Source organism: Paraburkholderia sp. A1RI-2L (assembly GCF_048957375.1).
GTDB lineage: Bacteria > Pseudomonadota > Gammaproteobacteria > Burkholderiales > Burkholderiaceae > Paraburkholderia.
Genome location: NZ_JARBTA010000004.1, coordinates 60,327 through 77,526, shown reverse-complemented (window position 1 = coordinate 77,526; position 17,200 = coordinate 60,327). Strand labels below are relative to the sequence as shown.

17 protein-coding genes are annotated in these 17,200 nt (G+C 65.7%); 3 read left to right on the top strand and 14 right to left on the bottom strand.

Going from position 1 to position 17,200, the window contains the following annotated elements; translation table 11 throughout:
- Nucleotides 1-3: 3 nt before the first annotated feature.
- The 7 genes from PWP93_RS28835 to PWP93_RS28805 all read right to left on the bottom strand — a co-directional run bounded on the left by PWP93_RS28835 (nucleotide 4) and on the right by PWP93_RS28805 (nucleotide 4,480).
- Nucleotides 4-894, bottom strand: a complete 891-nt coding sequence (locus PWP93_RS28835; RefSeq protein WP_421047078.1) for an alpha/beta fold hydrolase — start codon at nucleotides 892-894, stop codon at nucleotides 4-6.
- Between the two features lie 50 nt (nucleotides 895-944).
- Nucleotides 945-1,481 (bottom strand): cupin domain-containing protein, encoded by a 537-nt coding sequence (locus PWP93_RS28830; protein ID WP_413188254.1) that lies wholly within the window; start codon nucleotides 1,479-1,481, stop codon nucleotides 945-947.
- A gap of 46 nt (nucleotides 1,482-1,527) precedes the next feature.
- The gene (locus tag PWP93_RS28825; RefSeq protein WP_421047077.1) at nucleotides 1,528-2,304 is read right to left on the bottom strand and encodes an SDR family oxidoreductase; all 777 of its coding nucleotides are present in this window, start codon (nucleotides 2,302-2,304) and stop codon (nucleotides 1,528-1,530) included.
- Nucleotides 2,297-3,382, bottom strand: coding sequence for a Rieske 2Fe-2S domain-containing protein (locus tag PWP93_RS28820; RefSeq protein ID WP_421047076.1), 1,086 nt, complete (start codon nucleotides 3,380-3,382; stop codon nucleotides 2,297-2,299). The genes PWP93_RS28825 and PWP93_RS28820 overlap by 8 nt, the downstream gene beginning before the upstream one ends.
- A gap of 44 nt (nucleotides 3,383-3,426) precedes the next feature.
- Complete coding sequence (locus PWP93_RS28815) at nucleotides 3,427-3,738, bottom strand: recombinase-like helix-turn-helix domain-containing protein (RefSeq protein WP_421028316.1); 312 nt, start codon at nucleotides 3,736-3,738, stop codon at nucleotides 3,427-3,429.
- A 1-nt stretch (nucleotide 3,739) separates the two neighbouring features.
- Nucleotides 3,740-4,054 (bottom strand): non-heme iron oxygenase ferredoxin subunit, encoded by a 315-nt coding sequence (locus PWP93_RS28810; protein ID WP_035524399.1) that lies wholly within the window; start codon nucleotides 4,052-4,054, stop codon nucleotides 3,740-3,742.
- Between the two features lie 72 nt (nucleotides 4,055-4,126).
- On the bottom strand, nucleotides 4,127-4,480 hold the full coding sequence (locus PWP93_RS28805; protein WP_421047075.1) for a hypothetical protein: 354 nt from the start codon (nucleotides 4,478-4,480) through the stop codon (nucleotides 4,127-4,129).
- Between the two features lie 18 nt (nucleotides 4,481-4,498).
- Between PWP93_RS28805 and PWP93_RS28800 the strand changes: the two genes are divergently transcribed.
- The gene (locus tag PWP93_RS28800) at nucleotides 4,499-5,575 is read left to right on the top strand and encodes a porin (protein WP_421028314.1); all 1,077 of its coding nucleotides are present in this window, start codon (nucleotides 4,499-4,501) and stop codon (nucleotides 5,573-5,575) included.
- 39 nt (nucleotides 5,576-5,614) lie between these two features.
- Here the strand turns inward: PWP93_RS28800 and PWP93_RS28795 are convergent, their stop codons facing one another.
- On the bottom strand, nucleotides 5,615-6,607 hold the full coding sequence (locus PWP93_RS28795) for an IclR family transcriptional regulator (protein ID WP_421047074.1): 993 nt from the start codon (nucleotides 6,605-6,607) through the stop codon (nucleotides 5,615-5,617).
- Between the two features lie 237 nt (nucleotides 6,608-6,844).
- Between PWP93_RS28795 and sbcD the strand changes: the two genes are divergently transcribed.
- Both sbcD and PWP93_RS28785 read left to right on the top strand, forming a co-directional pair.
- Nucleotides 6,845-8,125: an exonuclease subunit SbcD gene (gene sbcD, locus PWP93_RS28790; protein ID WP_421047073.1), complete on the top strand. Its 1,281-nt coding sequence runs from the start codon at nucleotides 6,845-6,847 to the stop codon at nucleotides 8,123-8,125.
- The gene (locus PWP93_RS28785; RefSeq protein ID WP_421047072.1) at nucleotides 8,122-11,649 is read left to right on the top strand and encodes an AAA family ATPase; all 3,528 of its coding nucleotides are present in this window, start codon (nucleotides 8,122-8,124) and stop codon (nucleotides 11,647-11,649) included. Before sbcD ends, PWP93_RS28785 begins: the two co-directional genes overlap by 4 nt.
- A 21-nt stretch (nucleotides 11,650-11,670) precedes the next feature.
- On the opposite strand, the gene PWP93_RS28780 is transcribed toward PWP93_RS28785, so the two are convergent.
- From PWP93_RS28780 to PWP93_RS28755, 6 genes are all read right to left on the bottom strand, one after another.
- Nucleotides 11,671-12,315, bottom strand: a complete 645-nt coding sequence (locus tag PWP93_RS28780) for an FMN-binding negative transcriptional regulator (protein ID WP_421047071.1) — start codon at nucleotides 12,313-12,315, stop codon at nucleotides 11,671-11,673.
- A 247-nt stretch (nucleotides 12,316-12,562) separates the two neighbouring features.
- Nucleotides 12,563-13,264 carry an ABC transporter ATP-binding protein gene (locus PWP93_RS28775; protein ID WP_421047070.1) on the bottom strand — a complete coding sequence of 234 codons (702 nt, stop codon included), beginning with the start codon at nucleotides 13,262-13,264 and terminating at the stop codon, nucleotides 12,563-12,565.
- Nucleotides 13,257-13,997, bottom strand: coding sequence for an ABC transporter ATP-binding protein (locus PWP93_RS28770; RefSeq protein WP_421047069.1), 741 nt, complete (start codon nucleotides 13,995-13,997; stop codon nucleotides 13,257-13,259). The genes PWP93_RS28775 and PWP93_RS28770 overlap by 8 nt, the downstream gene beginning before the upstream one ends.
- Nucleotides 13,984-14,997, bottom strand: coding sequence for a branched-chain amino acid ABC transporter permease (locus tag PWP93_RS28765; protein ID WP_421047068.1), 1,014 nt, complete (start codon nucleotides 14,995-14,997; stop codon nucleotides 13,984-13,986). Before PWP93_RS28765 ends, PWP93_RS28770 begins: the two co-directional genes overlap by 14 nt.
- A 5-nt stretch (nucleotides 14,998-15,002) precedes the next feature.
- Nucleotides 15,003-15,875: a branched-chain amino acid ABC transporter permease gene (locus tag PWP93_RS28760; protein WP_421047067.1), complete on the bottom strand. Its 873-nt coding sequence runs from the start codon at nucleotides 15,873-15,875 to the stop codon at nucleotides 15,003-15,005.
- A gap of 46 nt (nucleotides 15,876-15,921) precedes the next feature.
- Nucleotides 15,922-17,145 carry an ABC transporter substrate-binding protein gene (locus PWP93_RS28755; RefSeq protein ID WP_421047066.1) on the bottom strand — a complete coding sequence of 408 codons (1,224 nt, stop codon included), beginning with the start codon at nucleotides 17,143-17,145 and terminating at the stop codon, nucleotides 15,922-15,924.
- Between the last annotated feature and the right edge of the window lie 55 nt (nucleotides 17,146-17,200).

Genomic DNA, 17,200 nt, shown 5'->3' with positions numbered 1-17,200 from the left:
TACTTAATGTTCAGCACAGAACATATCGATCAGCGCGCTATATGCGGCGGGCTGCTCGATATAGCCTGCGTGGCCCGCGCGCGGCATGGTCTGGAACGGCGCCTGCGCAATGTGCGCAAGCCGCTCGCAGGCCGGCGGCGGGGTAATCGTGTCTTCCGCGCCCACGGCAACAGCCATACGCACCTTGCCGGCGCAGCGCGCGAGGTCGGTAGCGAGATCGGCATTCGCGAGCAGATGCGTGGCCTGCGCATAGCCTTGCGGCACGACGCGCGCCATGTTCCAGCGCACCCACGCGCGCGCATCGGCGCTCGCGTGCGGCGAGAGCATATTGGCGCTGCGCTTCTCCGCAAGGCCCTGGGGGCCGAGTTCGGCCAGCATCGCGAGGCGCGCATCGCGCTTTCCTTCGCGCACGGCCGCTTCGGCTGCGCCGTAGCCGGCGGCGGGAGAAATCAACAGCAGGCCCGCCACGCGCTCGGGATGCCCGGCCGCGAAAGCGCCCGCGATGATCGCACCGAGCGAATGCCCCACCAGCACGCAGCGCTCGATGCCGAGCGTGTCGAGCCAGTCGGCCAGCACGCGCGCATAGTCGGCTGCGACGGGTGACGCGTTCGCGACCGGCGTGGAAGCGCCGTAACCCGGCGCATCCCACGCCAGCACGCGGCGCGGTCTGTCCTGCGACTCGCCCAATGCTTCGAACTGCTGCACCCACGAAGCCGCGCCGGAGCCGATGCCATGCAGGAGCACGAGCGGCAGTGCCTCTTTACCGCGCTCATCCACGGCTTCGCGATAGCTCACGCGCGCCTCGCCGGCTTGCGCGTCGCGCAGCACAAAGCGCGCGAGACGCGTTTCGAGCGCGGCGGCTGATGAGGCGGCTGTGTGCATCGCTTCGTTCATGACTTCGGGTTCCGTTGGGCTTCGCAAGTGACTGGTTTGACGCTTTCGCCTTACTTCGCTTCGCGCTTGATCTTTGCGAGCGGTGAATCCGGCGGGTAAGTCGGCGTGATGGGCTTGGGCGAGCCGAGCATCACGCACATCAGCGCGTCTTCTTCGCCGATATTGATTTCCGTGCGATACACGCCTGGCGGCACCGAGATCAGGTCGCGCTCGCCGAGCACGGCTTCCCAGGTCTCACCGTCCTTCTCGCAGATCACCTTCATCTTGCCGCGCAGCACGAAGAAGATTTCCTCGACGTCCATATGAATATGACTCGGACCGATGTTGCCGGCCGGAATCACCATGGTCGAGAACGTGAAGTTGCCAGCCGGCACGGTGTTCACGTCCTTCGCGACGCCGGTGCCGCCCGTGCCCACGTAGCGCATTTGCGCGCGGCGGTACTTCGGGTCGTAATCGGCCTGGAACTTCAGGGCGTCCCAGTCGTAGCGGCGCGTTTCGTAGCGCGCCACGCGGCTGTTCATCCAGTCGTCAAAACTCGCATCGGCGGGACGATCCCACGACTTGCTCTCGATCTCGACATCGGCCATTGCTTTCTCCTTGGGTTCTTTCGAACGCGTCTTCAGTTCTACGAAATCAATTCATCACGAAGCCGCCGTTCACCGGCAGCAGTTGTCCGGTCACGAATCGCGCCGCGTCGGACAACAGGAACAACACCGGGCCCGAGACGTCCTCGGGCACCTGGGCACGCTGCAACGCGCGCCCTTCGAGGTAGTACGCGTGACGCTCGGCCGGCACGTAGGCCGTGGCTTCCACTTCAGTGAGGCCCGGCGCAATGGCGTTGACGGTGATGCCGTCCGCGCCGAACTCGCGTGCGAGCGAGTGCGTCATCGCAATCACGGCGCCCTTGCTCGCCACGTAGGCGAGCAGCTTCGGCGCGCCCCAAAGCGCGGTATCCGAAGCGATATTGACGATGGCGCCGCAGCCCGACTCGCGCAGCCAGCGCTGCGCCGCCGCGCACATGAGCCAGGTGCCGCGCACGTTCACGTCCATCACGGCGTCCCACGTGGCCACGCTGATCTCGTGTGCGAACTTGCCGCCCGAGTTCGTGATGGCCGCGTTGTTGATGAGCGCATCCACGCCGCCCATGCGGTGCGCGGCGCCATCGACGAAAGCCGTAATGCTCTCGGGCTGCGCGAGGTCGAGCGGCGCGAACGCCACGTCATTGCCGCTGGCCGCCAGCGACTTCGCCAGCGCCTCGCCCGCTTCGTGCAGCACGTCGCCGAAGGTCACGCGTGCGCCAGCTTGAACCAGCGCGGTGACGAACGCCGCGCCGAGTCCTCGCGCACCGCCCGTGACGATCACGCGGCGGCCGGCGAGCGAGGCTTGCGCCGCAAGCGTGGCGTCATGCATGGCTGTGCCCTGCTTCTTGCGTGGCGCTGGCTTGCTGGGCGCGCAGCACATCGAGTTCGGCGAAGTGCTGCTGGGCGCGCTGGCGCAGCATCCGGCGCACGCGCGTCATGCCCACGTCGTGCTGATAAAGAAATTCGTGATCGCGTGCGTTCGGCGCCATGCTTTCCAGCACGTAGCGGTCTTGCTCGAGCACGTCCCAGTGCAGGCCTTCCAGGCGGTTGCGATAGAGGAAGCGCCATGCATCGCGCTGCCAGCCCTGCACCTTGCGCGTGCGCCAGAAGTAGACCTGGCAGTTGTCGCCGTCGACCGGCACCGCAAAGCCGATGATGCCGAAGTTGCCGCCCGGCCCGAACTTCTTCTTGTACGGAATCGCGAGGCGCATCCACAGGCAGCCGGTTTCGCCCAGTTCGACCCAGTCGAAGTTCACGTCGCGCTGGCCGACTTTTTCGAACATCAGGCCGGACTCGGTCTTGCGCACGCGCATATCGGCCTGCTTGTCGCCTTCGGCCATCGAGTGCGAGGTCGCGTGCAGATACGCGCCATGCATCGGGTCCATCACGTTGTCGATCGCGTACTGGTAATTGCACTTCCAGTTGGACATGCAAAGGAAGCTCGCGTACTCCTCGCCCACGAGTTCTTCGGGCAAGTTCAGCGGTGCCGGTTCCTTGTGCGCTTCGTCGCCGAACCACAGGAAGACTGCACCGGCATGCTCTTGCGCCGGATACGACTTCACGCACTTCGTGCCTTCGAGCGGGCACGCCGAAACGGCGGGCACGTTCTGCACCGTGCCGCTGCCGTCGACTTCGATGCCGTGGTACCAGCACGCCACGCGGTTGCCGAGGTTCCAGCCAAGCGAGAGGCGCGCGCCGCGGTGCGGGCAGCGGTCTTCGAGTGCGTGGACCGAGCCGTCTTGATCGCGCCACAGCACGATCTGCTCGCCAAGGCGCGTGATGCCGATGGGCGCGTTGCCCACTTGCCAGCTGGGCGCAACGGGGTACCAGTAGTTCTTGATGCCGCGGTCGAGATAGGCGCGAATCGGGTCGGCGCCGCCGGCGGCTTCAGGCGTGGGGGACGTCATGTGGGGTCTCCGTGTTCAGTGTTTCCGTGGTTCCGGGCGCTGGCTTATTCAGCAAGCAGACGGAATTCGGCGGCGAGGCGCTCGGCGTTCCATGCCGCGCCTTCTGGCGTGCGAAAACCGATGCGGTTCAGGCCCGCAACCACTTCATCGAGTTCGGCGGCGCCTGCTTCGAACACCTGTTCTAGCGCATCGCCGAAATCGTTCTCATATTGCGTGGGCTCGGCCTTGCGCGTTTGCCAGACCATGTTTTCGGTCTGGCCCGGCTGCTCGATCACGCCCTTGCCAGCGACGTTGTTGGGTTGCGGCGCGAGCCAGGGCTTGAGCCACGGATTGAATTTCACGGGGACTTCTCGCATGTCATTCCACCTTGATCTGGATTTCTTCGCCGGCGAGTCGCACTGCGTACGTCTTCAGATCGCGGCCGCCGGGCTCCTTGAGGCACTTCCCGGTTGGGATATGGAACACGGCTTCGTGCAGCGGACATTCGACGGTGTCACCATCGACGAAGCCCTGCGTCAGCAACGCGTATGCATGGGGGCAGACGTTTTCGAGCGCATAGAGCGCGTCTCCCACCTTGTAGATGCCGATCTCCGTGCCGTCGAGCTTGTACTCGAGCGGCGCATCTTCGGACAGATCGCCGGCATGTCCGGCGCAACGCCATTCTTCAGCCATTTCTCACCTTTCCCGATCAGCTATGTTCCACCTACGGAACATCAGTTCGTGTATGGTCAATTATAGGAACGTTCAGGCGGCGAGAAAACAGAAATTCATGGCTCCTGGGGAAAACACCGAGCGCATCTCGAAAAGGACATGATCAACGTTGCGCAAGATCTCGCTCAAGTTGCCAAAACGCCTGCAGCGCAGGCACTTACGCGCGTGTGGAGCAAACAGCGGCGGGTCCGCACCTGGGGGAACTACCGTCCCAAAAAAGTATTTTGGCGTCGCGCGATAGTTACTATACTGCTCAAAACGTTCCACATACAGCACACATAACCATAGGTGGAACACACAATAAAGCGTGCGCAACGGTGCTGGAAGCACGCCGCACCAGTCCGAGGAAATTGGGTCTGCCGGGCGATCAACCTGGCTTTTCGTCATACGATCAGGAGTACCAACTTGAAACACTTCATTGCCGCGGGGTTGACGGGCATCTGCGCCGTCTCGTCTGCATGGGCGCAGAGCAGCGTCACGCTATATGGCAGTCTGGATGCGGGCGTGGCCTACATCAGCAACGTGGGCGGCCATTCGAAGTGGATGATGGAACAGGGCAACACACAGCCCGACCGCTGGGGCCTGCGCGGCCAGGAAGATCTGGGCAGCGGCCTCAAGGCGATCTTCCAGTTGGAGAACGGCTTTTACACGAACACGGGCGCGATGGCGAAGGCCAACACGCTGTTCAACCGCCAGGCGTACGTAGGTCTCGCCTCGGACAAGTTTGGCTCCCTCACGTTCGGCCATCAAACACCGTTTTCATTCGACGTGCTTTCCCCGCTAAGCACGGCGTATCTGGGGCAGAGCTGGTACGCCTTCCATCCGGGCAATATCGATCAGCTCGCGGATACCAGCGTGGTGCCCTATGACAACTCGGTGAAATACCGCTCGCCCAGCTGGTACGGCTTCACGGCGGGCGCGATGTTCGGCTTCGGCAACACCACGAACTTCTCGACCGGCCGCACGATGGGCTTTTCGCTTGGTTATGCGAACGGCCCATTCAAGGCTGGCGCCGCGTGGTCGAACGAGCACAACCGCGCGGTGGCGATCGCCACCACGGGCATCGTCCCGACGTTCCAGGGCCAGCCCTCGGCCACGTATATGGCCGACAAGGTGGAGAACATGGGTGTCGGCGCGTCGTATTCGTTCGGCAAACTGCTCGTGCACGGCCTCTATACGCGCACCAAGCTGGAGTCCAACGGCCACTCGGACACGTTCCAGAGCTACGACGCCGGCGCGAACTACCAGTTCACGGCGTTCAACAGCGTCGTGGGCGGCGCGGCCACCTCCACGCTGGACGGCCGCCGCTGGACTCAGGTGATGATCGGCGACGTGTACTCGCTGTCGAAGCGCACGCAGGTTTATGTGAACGCGCTCTACCAGCGCGCCAACTCCGAGGCGAACGCCGCCTTCTTCACCGCGGGCGTGTCGAGCGGGCGCAATCAGGCCATCGTGCTCGCCGGCATCCACCATTCGTTCTGATAGCCGGACGTTGGCGCGCGGCACGCGCGCCGAAACCCATCAGGGTGTGTGAACGCCCCGGCTGCGCGCCGCGGTGGCTGGCGCCTGATTGGCCAGAGCCGCCTGGGCCGCGGTGGGGTCGGTGGGCGCGGGCCGGTAATTGAGCCGCGTCGACAAATCCAGTGCCGCCGCGCACACCGCGGCCACCAGCGGCGCGCGCTCGGCCTCGCCGATGTCCGAGCGCGGCACGGTCGCCGTGAGCGCGGCCACGATGCGGCCCGACTGATCGCGCACCGGCGCGCTCACCACCGAAATGCCGGTCTCGAACGAGGCTTCGCTCACCGCATAGCCCTGCTGGGCGAATTCGCGCACACGCGCATACAGGTCAGCCACGGTCGCGGGCGTGAGGTCCGTATAGCGTTCGAGCTGCTTCTCGGGATAGAGCGCGCGCAAGTCGGCGAGCGTGAGGTCTCCCATCAGCACCTGGCCGTGCACGGTCGCATGCGCGGGCAGGCGCGTGCCCACATGGACCTTCACCGAGCTGAACATCGGCTCGCGCGTTTGCGCCTTCGCCACGAACACCACGTCGCGCTCGTCGCGTATCAGCAGATGGGTGGACAGGCCGGTCGCGTCGCGCAGGCGCTCCAGCACCGGCGTGCCGAAATCGGTGAGTTCGAGCGAGCTCAGATATTCAAAGCCGAGGCGCAGCACCGCCACGCTCAGCCGGTACTGCCGGTCGCCGTTGGCGCGTTCGATGAAGCCGAGCGCTTCGAGCGTCTGCAAGAGACGAAACGTGGTCGTGCGCGGAATGCCGATGCGCCGTGACAGTTCGGGCGCGCCCAGCACGGGCTCGCGCGCCGAAAATTCGGCGAGGATGCGCAGCCCGCGCTCGAGCCCCGGCACGAGATAGGTGGACGCCAGCGCGCCTTCTGCATCGGCGTTCGCGTCCGCGCTATTGTCGGCGTTGCTGTCCGTTTCGGCGGCGTCGATGTCGTCGCGCATCTCCTCGGGTGGCGGCGCGGCGCGCTTGCCAGTCGTTTTCTTTGTGGCCATGGGTGGCTTGGATCGGCTGAATAATCGGCTCGAATCGGGTGGCCTCCGGCGAACCCGCTTCAAGCATTCGGTAATGGAGGCAATGATAGCGCGAAGCGCACTGCCGTCAGCCATCATGCCATCGGGTTGCGCACCGCCCCCATCGAGCTCCGGCGCAGCGCCTGCACTACAATTGCCCACTTGCGCCCGCTTCAAGCCGCACCATGCGGGCCGCCTCTCCAACGAAATCCGCCCCGCATGCGCCTCCTTCACACCTCAGACTGGCATCTGGGCCAGAACTTCATGGGCAAGAGCCGCCAGGCCGAACATCAGCAGCTCATCGACTGGCTGATGGTTCAAGTCGACGCGCACGGTGTCGATGCGGTCCTGATCGCCGGCGACATCTTCGACACCGGCACGCCGCCGAGCTACGCGCGCGAGCTCTATAGCCAGCTTGTCGTGCGCCTGCACGCGGCCGGCGTGGCGCTGCTGCTGCTCGGCGGCAATCACGACTCGGTGGCGACGCTGCGCGAAAGCAGCGCGTTGCTGGAGCAGCTCTCGGCAAGCGTGGTTCCGGCCGCCGATGCGCCCGCAAACCAGGTGCGCGTGTTGCCGCAACGCGGCGGCGGCGGCGCGGGCGCCACGCCGGGCTGCGTGGTTTGCGCGGTGCCCTTCATTCGCGCGCGCGACGTCACGCAGAGCGAATATGGCCAGAGCGCCGAGCAAAAGCAGCAATCGCTGCAACTCGCTATCCAGGCTTACTATCAGGCCGTACGCGCGCAAGCGCAGAGCACGCGCAAACTATTGAGCGCGCAGCTTGGCCGCCATGTCCCGCTCATCGCCACGGGTCATCTCACCACGGTGGGCGCGAGCGCGAGCGAATCGGTGCGTGAGATCTACGTGGGCGCGCTTGATGCGTTCCCTACCAGCGCTTTCCCGGACGTCGACTACCTCGCGCTCGGGCATATCCATCGGCCCCAGAAAGTGGGCGGCCTCGCGCATATCCGCTACAGCGGTTCGCCCATCGCGCTGAGCTTCGATGAAGCCGCGCAACAGAAGGAGGTCCTGCTAGTCGATCTGGGCGAGACTGGCCTCGAAGCCGTCACGCCCCTTCCGGTGCCGGTGTTTCAGCCGCTCGTCGCCCTGCGGGGCAATCTGAAGTCGCTGCCCGGCGCGTTCGCTCAGGTCGCTCAGGTCGCTCAGGTCGCTCAGGTCGCTCAAGCCGCGAGCGACGCCACGCCGGAGCGGCCCGTCTGGCTCGAAGTAACGGTGGCCGAAGACGACTATCTGGCCGACCTGCCCGCGCGCATCCAGGCGATGGCCGAAGGCCTGCCGCTCGAAGTGCTGCGCATTCGCCGCGAACGCGGCAATGCCGTGGCGCAGTGGTCGGGCAGCGCGGGCGTGACGCTCGACGAGCTCGATCCGCTCGACGTGTTCGCGCAGCGTCTCGCACACGAAACGCTGGAAGACGACATACGCGCCGCGCTCACCGAGCGCTACAAGAGCGTGCTCGCCGCCACCATGGAGGGCGAGGCATGAAGATCCGCAGCCTGCGCCTGAAGAACCTGAACTCGCTCAAGGGCGAGTGGCATATCGACTTCACCCAGCCGCCCTTCGCCGATAACGGCCTCTTCGCCATCACCGGGCCCACGGGGGCCGGCAAGTCCACACTGCTCGACGCGATCTGCCTCGCGCTCTATCACGAAACGCCGCGCCTGAAGACGGTGTCCGCGTCGGCGAACGAGATCATGACGCGCCATACCGCGGACTGCCTCGCGGAAGTGGTCTTCGAAGTGAAGGGTGGCGTGTATCGCGCGTTCTGGAGCCAGCGCCGCGCGCGCGACAAGGTCGACGGCGCATTGCAGGCGCCGCGCGTGGAGTTGGCGAGCGTGTCGCCCGGCGGCGCAGGCGGCGACACGATCCTCACGACTCACATCAACGAGAAACTCAAGCGTGTGACGGAAATCACGCGGCTCGATTTTCCGCGCTTCACGCGCTCGATGCTGCTCGCGCAAGGCGGCTTTGCGGTGTTCCTCAACGCCAGCGCGAACGACCGCGCCGAATTGCTCGAAGAGCTCACCGGCACCGAAATCTACGGCGAAATTTCGCGCAAGGTATTCGAGCGCGCGGGCGAGGCGCGCGACGCACTCAAGCAACTGCGCGCCAAAGCGGACGGCATGGAACTGCTGAGCGCCGAACAGCGCGCGGCGATGGAGCAGGAAATCGGCACGCTCACAGGCCAGTTGAGCGCGTTCGCCACGCACGCGAAAACGCTGCATGCTCAGCGCCAGTGGCGTCGCGAACTCGCTCAGGCCGAAACCGATGCGAATTCGGCGCAGGCGCGCCTGGCCACGGCGGTGAGCGCGCTTGAAGCCGCCGCGCCCGAACTCGAGCGGCTTGCGGCAAGCGAGCCAGCGGAAGCGCTGCGCCCCGCGTTTCAAGCTGCGCAGCAAGCGGAAGCAGCATGCCGGCAATCCAGCGCGGACCTCGTTGCGTTGCACCGCGACCGCACGGAGCGGCTCACGGCGCAACGGCGCGCGTACGGCAAGACCACCGCGCTTGCCGCGAGCCTCGCGCGTGGCGCACGCGCGGAATTCGAAAAGCTCGATGCGCAGAAGCAGCAACTCGATGCCTTTTGCCGCGCCAATGAAAATCTCGCGCAGCTTGGCGAGCGGATCGGCGCATGGCGTCAGCAGTTCGATCAGCGCCGGCGCATGCAAGCCGATGTTGCCGCGCGGGAAAAACTGCGCGCCGATCTGCAGCGGCAACAAGGCGAACAGCGCGCGCAACGCGAAAAGCATGCTGCGAAGCTCACCGCCGCCGAGCGCGCCAAAGCCGAGTCCGACGCAAACGTGCAAAAGCTGGATGCCGCGCAAGCCCAGCGGCTTGCGGGCCGGCCGCTCGCGCAACTGCGCGACGCATGGCAGGCGGGACAAGCAACGTCCACCCGCTGGCAGCAACTGGAAGCCGTGGCGGAGCGCCGCCGTGCGATCGCCGCGGAAACGCGCGCGCTCGCGGCCAATCTGGCGCGCGTGGAGCGGGAGATCGACGTTCGAGACGCCGGGCTCAAGACGTTGCAGCAGACGCATGCGCAATGCCAGGCTCGCGAGGCCGACAAGCAGAAGCTGCTCGAACAGGAGCAAATCATCCGCAGCCTCGCGCAGCACCGCGAGCAATTGCGGCCCAGCGAGGCCTGCCCGCTCTGCGGCTCGCACGAGCACCCGGCAATCGAGGCGTATCGCGCACTCGATGTGTCGGCGACGCAAACGGCTTTGCAGGCGATTCGCGCGGAGTTGCAGGTCTCCGAGCGGAGTCTGCGCGAAGGCTCGGAGGGCTTGTCGGCGCTGCGCGCGACCCAGGCACAGCAGCGTGCGCAGCACGAGCAGCTCGCCACGCGCGGCGCTCAGGGCCGCGAGGAATGGGACGCGATCGTCGCGATGCTCCCCGCGCAGCCCGCAACTGGCGAGACGGGCTGGCAAGATTCGGAAGGCATTGCAGCGGCTCGCGAATCAGCCGGGAAAACTTCGCAGCAACTCAAGCAGCATCTGGACGCCGCCGAGCAGGCAGAGGAAGCGCTCGCTCGCGCACGCGAGGCAAACAACCGTTGCTCAGACGCATTGCAGGCGGCGCGCGCTGATGCAGCGTTGCTGGAGCAATCGCTCAACGCCATGCAGGCGCGGCTTGCCGAGATCGGACATGAACGCGACGCGCTGCAAGCCGACCTCGACCGCGAGGCCAGCACCTTGCTCGACGCGGTGCGCACAGGAGGCTACCAGCTCGACGCCGTCCCCGAAGACACGGCTTCGTGGCTGCAAGCACGCGAGGTCGAATGGCGCACGTGGCAAGACACGCAGCGCCGCCTGCAAGCGCTCGAACAGGCGCTCGTGCGCCAGCGCGTGCAATGCGACGCCGCGCAGGCGCAAGTCCAGGGATGGCGCGAGCGCTGCAAGGCCATTGGCATGGAAACTTCGACATCCGAACCAATTGATCCGGCACGCCGGAACCAGACCTCCCTGTTCGACGACATCGATCACAGCAGCGATAGCCAGGAAGATGCCTCAGCGGAAGCATTCGAAGCCGGCGTGGCGCGCGCCGATGCGCTCACGCGCGAACTGGACACGCTCGACGGCCAGCGCACCCATCTCGAACGCACGCTCGCGCAGCAGCGCGCCGCGCTCGACGAAGCCACGCAAACATGGCAAGCGGCGCTCGCCAACAGCCCGTTTGCCGATCACATCGCGTTCCTCGCGGCGCTGTTGCCTGCTGAGACGCGCAAGCAGCTTCAGACGCTCAAGCAGCAACGTGAGCAAGAGCAACAGACAGCTGGCGCGCTGCTGCAAAGCGTGCGCGACAAGCTCGCACGCCTGCAAGCGCAAGCGCTCACCGAGGCCAGCGCCGACGCACTGGACGCGCAACTCGAAACGGTGGAGAAGGAAAGCGCCGCGCTCACCGAACGGTTAGGCGAGCAACGCGGGCTGCTCGCACGCGATGCGCAGCAGCGCGAAAGCCAGCGCGCGCTATTCGAGCAAATCGAAGCGCAAACCCAGGACGCGGATCTCTGGCAACGGCTCGACGCGCTGATCGGCTCCGCAAGGGGCGACAAGTTCCGCCGCTTCGCGCAAGGGCTCACGCTCGACCATCTGCTCGCGCTCGCGAACCGCCATCTCGACCGCCTGCACGCGCGCTATCTGCTGCGCCGCAAGTCCACGGGCGAACTCGAACTGGAGATCGTCGACGGCTGGCAGGCCGACGCCACGCGCGACACGCGCACGCTTTCGGGCGGCGAGAGCTTCCTCGTGAGTCTCGCGCTGGCGCTCGCGCTTTCGGATCTGGTGAGCCACAAGACCTCGATCGATTCGCTGTTCCTGGACGAGGGCTTCGGCACGCTCGACGGCGATACGCTGGAAATCGCGCTCGATGCACTCGATACGCTCAACGCCAGCGGCAAGATGATCGGCGTAATCAGCCACGTCGACAGCCTCAAGGAGCGCATTGCCACGCAGATCCGCGTGGACAAAGGCGGTGGGATCGGCCACTCGCGGCTATCGATCCACGCGCGCTAAGGCGAATCCGCCGCGCGCGCTTCAGCCCTGCCCGGCCTTGTGCGCGGCAATTTCGAGCATCTGCAGGCCCAGGTCGTCGTGGCCGCGCGCCACGAGCGCATCGCCCGCGCCGTGTATGTCGCGCGCGTCCTTGTTCTGTCCGAGCTTGCGCTTGCCCACGAGGCGCGTGATCTCGATCTCCAGCCCCACAATGGCCTTGAGCATGGTGTCGAGATAGTCCTGCGGCGCATCACCCATTTTCCAGGGCCTGGCCTCGTTCGCCTCGTGAGTGCGCGTGAGGCGCGCCACCACGCCGCGCACGAATTTTTCGTCGTCACGAATGCGGATGCGGCCATGCGCGTGCACCACGACATAGTTCCAGGTGGGCACCTGGCGGTGCGTCTCGTGTTTGCTCGGGTACCAGGTGGGCGAAACATAGGCGTCGCCGGCGCGAAAGATGGCTAGCACCTCGCCGCCGTCGGGCACTTCCTGCCAGAGCGGATTCGCGCGCGCGACATGCGCGTGCAGCGTGCCGAGCGCGCCTTCATTGGCAAGGAGTTCGAACGGAATGTGATTGGCGTCCAGGCCGCTTGCGCCGTGCGTGACGAGCGTGCCGAACGGATGCTGCGCGATGAGCGCGTGCAGGACCTCGATGCGGGACTCGTCGAAATGGGCTGGGACGTACATGGCGGCTCCACGGGTGGGCGGGCGCTAACGGTGTGCCGGCCCGCGCGCCCTGCGAGAATAATCCATTTATTGTCGCGCCAAACCGGCCCGTGCTGTAGAGCCAGCGCGGGCCATCTTCGAGGGACCAGCCGCAGACTTCATGCCGCTAGCGTTCGCCACGGCGCACCATGAAGCGGCCGATATCCCGCTTCCCTTGACGATATCTGGAATTGACCGCGCATCCCGTTTTTGCACCCGCCCGGAACCCTCAGCGCGCAAAGTACCTGTCGTGCAGCGCCTCGACATCCACCTCGTTCGCGCGCGCCGCGAACGTAACCTTGCCGCCCTGCATCAGGTAGACCTGATCCGCCAGCCGCAACGCCATATGGGTGTTCTGCTCGACCAGCACGATCGTACGGCCCGCCACCTTCAGCCGTTCGAGGATCGCGAACACCTCCTGCACCATCACGGGCGCGAGCCCGAGCGATGGCTCGTCGATCAGCATCAGTTGCGGCGCGGACATCAGGCCGCGCCCGAGCGCGAGCATCTGCGCCTGGCCGCCCGAGAGCGTGCCCGCAGGCAACGCGCGGCGCTCCTTGAGCAGCGGAAAAAGCGCGTAGACCTCCTCGATCTGCCGGGCGGCCCCGGCGCGGCGCGTCTTCGAGAATGCGCCCAGCATGAGGTTCTCCTCGATCGACATATCGCGGAAGATCATGCGGCCCTCGGGCACCATCGCAATGCCGCGCTGCGCCATCTGCCACGTGGGCACACCCCCAAGCGGTGCGCCGTCAAACAGGATCTGCCCGTGCTCGACCGGCACGAGCCCCATGATCGCGCGCAGCAGCGTGGTCTTGCCCGCACCGTTCGGGCCGACGATGGTGGTCACCTCGCCGCTCGCCACGTTCAGCGATACGTCCCATAGCACGTTGATCGCGCCGTAGCCCGCGCGCACTTCGACGATGTCAAGCATGGGCCGCCTCCCCGGTGTAGCTGCGCACGACCTCCGGATCGCGGAACACCTCGGCGGGCGGCCCGTCGGCGATCAGCTTGCCGAAGTTGAGCACAGCCACGCGGCGGCACAGGTTCATCACCGTCTCGATGTCGTGCTCGATGATCAGGATGCCTACCTGATAGCGCTCATGCACGTCGATCAGTGTCTTCATGAAGCGCCGCTTGGTTGCCGTCTCCAGGCCGCCCAGCACTTCGTCGAGCAGAAGCAGCCTGGGATTGGTCGCCAGCGCCTTCGCCACTTCGAGCGCCTTGAGCTCGGTGAGCGCCAGTTCGGTCGCCGCGTTGCGCTGCGCCTTGCCGGCGAGGCCCATGAATTCGAGAATCTCGTCGATGCGCGCGTCGTCCACGTGGCCCGCGCCAAAGCGCTGCGAGACCACGAGGTTCTCGCGCACCGTGAGTTCGTGCAGGGGCTGCGGCACCTGGAAGGTGCGCCCGATGCCCATGCGCGCACGCCGGTACAGCGGCGTCTTGAGCAGGTCCACGCCCGCGAAGCGGATCGAGCCGCTGGTGGGACGCACGAGCCCGGAGACCGCGTTGAACAGCGTGGTCTTGCCCGCGCCGTTCGGGCCGACGAGGCCCACCACGTCGTGCGTGTCGAGCGTGAGCGAAACGCCGCTCACCGCCGTGATGCCGCCAAAGCGAATCGACACGTCCTGCAGTTGCAGCGCAGTCTTGCCTTTAGCCTGCTGCATAGACACCTCGCCGCGTACGTTTCAGGCGCAGCGCGGTCAGCCCCGCCGGGCTCACGATGATCATCGCCACGAGCAGCATGCCAAGTACAATCTGATGCCCGGTGGGCAACAGGCTCTTGAGCACCAGTTGATCGATCAGATACACCGACACCGCGCCCACCAGCGGCCCGAGTATGGTGCGATAGCCGCCGCAGATCGCCGCGATGATGGGCACCACGGCCCAGCTCGCGTTGAAGGCATAGTCGGGTTCGAGAAAGTTGATGTAGTGCGCGTTGAAAGCGCCCACGAGGCCCGTCATGAGCGCGGAGAGCATCAGCATCGCGAGCTTGAGCATCACGCTGTTCACGCCCACCACGCGCGTGGCGTCTTCCGATTCGTGCATCGCGCGCAGCGCGAGCCCCACGTTGGAGCCGCGCAGCTTTGCATAGATCAGTGCGAAGACCAGCACGATCGTCAGGATGATCAGATAACCGCCGACCTTGCTGCCGAAGTCGAAGCCCGCGACTACAGGCAACGATGGAACGCTGGAGAGGCCGCTCGCACCGCCCGTGAGGCCGGACCATTCGGTCGCGACGATGCGGAAGATTTGCGCATACGCGAGAATGGCCAGCGCGAAGTACGGCCCCCGCAGGCGCAATGCCGGCGCCATGGCAAGCGAGGCGATAACCGCGCCCACGCCGCCCGCCGCGATTGCCGCGAATACGGGCCAGCCCTCCTTCAGCGTGAGCAGCGCCGAGATATAGGAGCCCACGCCGAAGAATGCGCTGTGCCCGAAGCTCACCATGCCGCCGAGGTTGCCGAGCAAGGCCCACGCGAGCGCGATAGCCGCGATCGTGAGCGAGGCCACGGCCAGGCTCATCAGGTAGAGGTTGTGCCCCAGCGCGAGCGGCACGGCGACATAGAGCAGCGCCACCGTCATGGCCAGCGCGACAAGACGCGCGGCGGGCCAGGAGGCGCGTGCCGCCTGCGGTTTCGACGCCAGTTTGGACATGGTGGTCATCGGCCTCACCCTCTTCTCTTCGCTACGCCGAACAGGCCGTTGGGCAGCACGTACAGCACGATCAGGAACAGCAGCATGCCGGCCAGTTCCTGCAATGCGGAGCTCGCGAGCGTGACGGTCAGCGCCTCGGTAATGCCTAGCAGCATCGCGCCCGCCAGCACGCCAGGTATCGAGCCCACGCCCGCGAGCACCGTGATGATGAACGCCTTCACGGTGAGCGCCTCGCCAATCGAAGGCTGCACGGCGCTCGACGCATAGATAGACACGCCCGCGCACGAGGCCAGCACGCCCGCCACGATGAACGAGACCAGCTCGGTCTTGCGAGGATCGATGCCCATGAGGCGCGCGGCGTCGCGGTTGCTCGAGATCGCGCGCACCGCGCGCCCATACCACGAGCGCGAGAGCCACCACCAGAGCGCGAGCATCAGCACGACGCTGATGCCGAACGACAGCACTTCGCTGCGCATCGCAAGCAGATTGCCTAGCGTCACGCTGTCTTGCAGCCAGGGGTTGCCGGTCGAGCGCACGTCGGCGCCCCAGCCCAGCAGCACCGCGTTGGTGAGCACGATGCCGATGCCGTAGGTGAGGATCAGCGAGTTCAGCTCGCGGTCGCTCTTGATGCGGCTCACCAGATACCACGCGGCCACCGCGGCCGCGCATACCACCGGAATCGCCGCTGGAATTGCGAACACGGGGTTGAGGTTCAGGCGCGTCTCGAACGTATAGGCGATATAGGCCGCCAGCAGCACGAGTTCGCCATGCGCGAGATTGATGACGCGCATCGAGCCGAACACGAGGGCAAGCCCGAGCGCGACAAGTGCATACGCACCGCCCACGAGCACCCCCGAGTACAGCGATTGCAATACGAGTTCGCTCATCGCGACCTCCTCTTTCAAATCCGCGATTGCGACAAAAGCGGCGCGCTCACCATGGCAGCGCCGGATAGTTGAGCTTGCCCGTAGCGTGCTCCTTCGGCCACACGATCACGATGCGTTCGCCCTGAATCTGCGCCACGTAGTTTACGAACGAGGGGTTGTCGCCATTCGCCGCGAAGCTCACCTTGCCGATCAGCGTGTCCTGCGGCTTCGCGCGCAGTTCCGCGGCAATGCCATCTTTCTTGAGCGTGCCGGCGTCGGCGGCGCGCGCCATCGCGTTGAAGAGCAGCGTCGATTGCACGAAGGCGAACTCGGCGGCGTAGTCCGGTTCCTTCTTGTACGCGGTCACGAAGGCGTCGACGAAGGCTTTGCCCTCGGCGCTCGCGAACTGCACCGGATATGGCAACATCGCGCAGCCGATCACGTTGTTCACGAGGTCGGGAAACTCGGCGGCCATCTTCGGCGTGGCAAGCGACCATGTGCCCATCACCGCCTTCAGTTGCGGCTTGAGAACCTTCGCCGCGCGCAGGATGCCGATATAGTCGTTTTCGTAGCCAATCATCAGCATGACTTCGGGCTTGTCCTGCAAGCGGATCTTGTTCACGAGCGGCTTGAAGTCCGTCATGGTGGGATCGAACGCATGCACCGTGACGGTCACGCCCTTCGCGCGCAGCTTCGTGGAGACGTCGTTGCTCAGGTCGGTGGTCGCCTGCTTCGTCGAAGCGACGATCGACACCGACTTCACGCCCATCGCATCCAGCTGCGCCAGCACGGCCTTCGAATAGCCCGATGCGGGGCCCACCCGAAAGAAGCGCTTGAGACCGCGCGAGGTGATCGCACTGTCGACGGCGCCCGAGGTGATGTAGACGAGACCGGCCTTGTCGGCGGCTTCCGAAGCCGGGCTCACGGCGTTTGAGCCGTAGCCGCCGGTAATCGCCAGCACGCCTTGCGAAGCGAGCTTCTCCACGGCGGAGACGGCCTTGGCCGGCTGCGCTTCGTCGTCGATCACGGTGAGCGCGATTTTGTGCTTGCCGTTGCTGCGATTGAACAGGTCGGCCGCAACCTTGATGCCTTCGAGCTGCGCGGTGCCCGCGCGCGCCATGGCTCCCGTGAGCGGCAGCTCGACGCCCACCGGCAACACGTCGGCGAACGCGGACGGTGTGCCGGCTAGCAGCGCGAGCGCACATGCGCCAAGGTTGATCATTGCGCGTGCGAACCCGCGCCCTTTGCCGCGCCCGGCGTTGTTCGTGTTGCGAGAAGTGCTGCGGGACATCGAGTTCTCCAAACCGGTTTTATGGCGTTTTTTATAGCGTTATTGCGCGAGAACG

What these genes read in the sequence shown, in the direction of transcription:
- PWP93_RS28835 (WP_421047078.1), bottom strand. Translation starts at nt 894, where the DNA reads ATGAACGAAGCGATGCACACAGCCGCCTCATCAGCCGCCGCGCTCGAA.
- sbcD (WP_421047073.1), top strand. Translation starts at nt 6,845, where the DNA reads ATGCGCCTCCTTCACACCTCAGACTGGCATCTGGGCCAGAACTTCATG.
- PWP93_RS28820 (WP_421047076.1), bottom strand. Translation starts at nt 3,382, where the DNA reads ATGACGTCCCCCACGCCTGAAGCCGCCGGCGGCGCCGACCCGATTCGC.
- PWP93_RS28825 (WP_421047077.1), bottom strand. Translation starts at nt 2,304, where the DNA reads ATGCATGACGCCACGCTTGCGGCGCAAGCCTCGCTCGCCGGCCGCCGC.
- PWP93_RS28805 (WP_421047075.1), bottom strand. Translation starts at nt 4,480, where the DNA reads ATGACGAAAAGCCAGGTTGATCGCCCGGCAGACCCAATTTCCTCGGAC.
- PWP93_RS28765 (WP_421047068.1), bottom strand. Translation starts at nt 14,997, where the DNA reads ATGACCACCATGTCCAAACTGGCGTCGAAACCGCAGGCGGCACGCGCC.
- PWP93_RS28770 (WP_421047069.1), bottom strand. Translation starts at nt 13,997, where the DNA reads ATGCAGCAGGCTAAAGGCAAGACTGCGCTGCAACTGCAGGACGTGTCG.
- PWP93_RS28795 (WP_421047074.1), bottom strand. Translation starts at nt 6,607, where the DNA reads ATGGCCACAAAGAAAACGACTGGCAAGCGCGCCGCGCCGCCACCCGAG.
- PWP93_RS28755 (WP_421047066.1), bottom strand. Translation starts at nt 17,145, where the DNA reads ATGTCCCGCAGCACTTCTCGCAACACGAACAACGCCGGGCGCGGCAAA.
- PWP93_RS28775 (WP_421047070.1), bottom strand. Translation starts at nt 13,264, where the DNA reads ATGCTTGACATCGTCGAAGTGCGCGCGGGCTACGGCGCGATCAACGTG.
- PWP93_RS28760 (WP_421047067.1), bottom strand. Translation starts at nt 15,875, where the DNA reads ATGAGCGAACTCGTATTGCAATCGCTGTACTCGGGGGTGCTCGTGGGC.
- PWP93_RS28830 (WP_413188254.1), bottom strand. Translation starts at nt 1,481, where the DNA reads ATGGCCGATGTCGAGATCGAGAGCAAGTCGTGGGATCGTCCCGCCGAT.
- PWP93_RS28810 (WP_035524399.1), bottom strand. Translation starts at nt 4,054, where the DNA reads ATGGCTGAAGAATGGCGTTGCGCCGGACATGCCGGCGATCTGTCCGAA.
- PWP93_RS28815 (WP_421028316.1), bottom strand. Translation starts at nt 3,738, where the DNA reads ATGCGAGAAGTCCCCGTGAAATTCAATCCGTGGCTCAAGCCCTGGCTC.
- PWP93_RS28785 (WP_421047072.1), top strand. Translation starts at nt 8,122, where the DNA reads ATGAAGATCCGCAGCCTGCGCCTGAAGAACCTGAACTCGCTCAAGGGC.
- PWP93_RS28780 (WP_421047071.1), bottom strand. Translation starts at nt 12,315, where the DNA reads ATGTACGTCCCAGCCCATTTCGACGAGTCCCGCATCGAGGTCCTGCAC.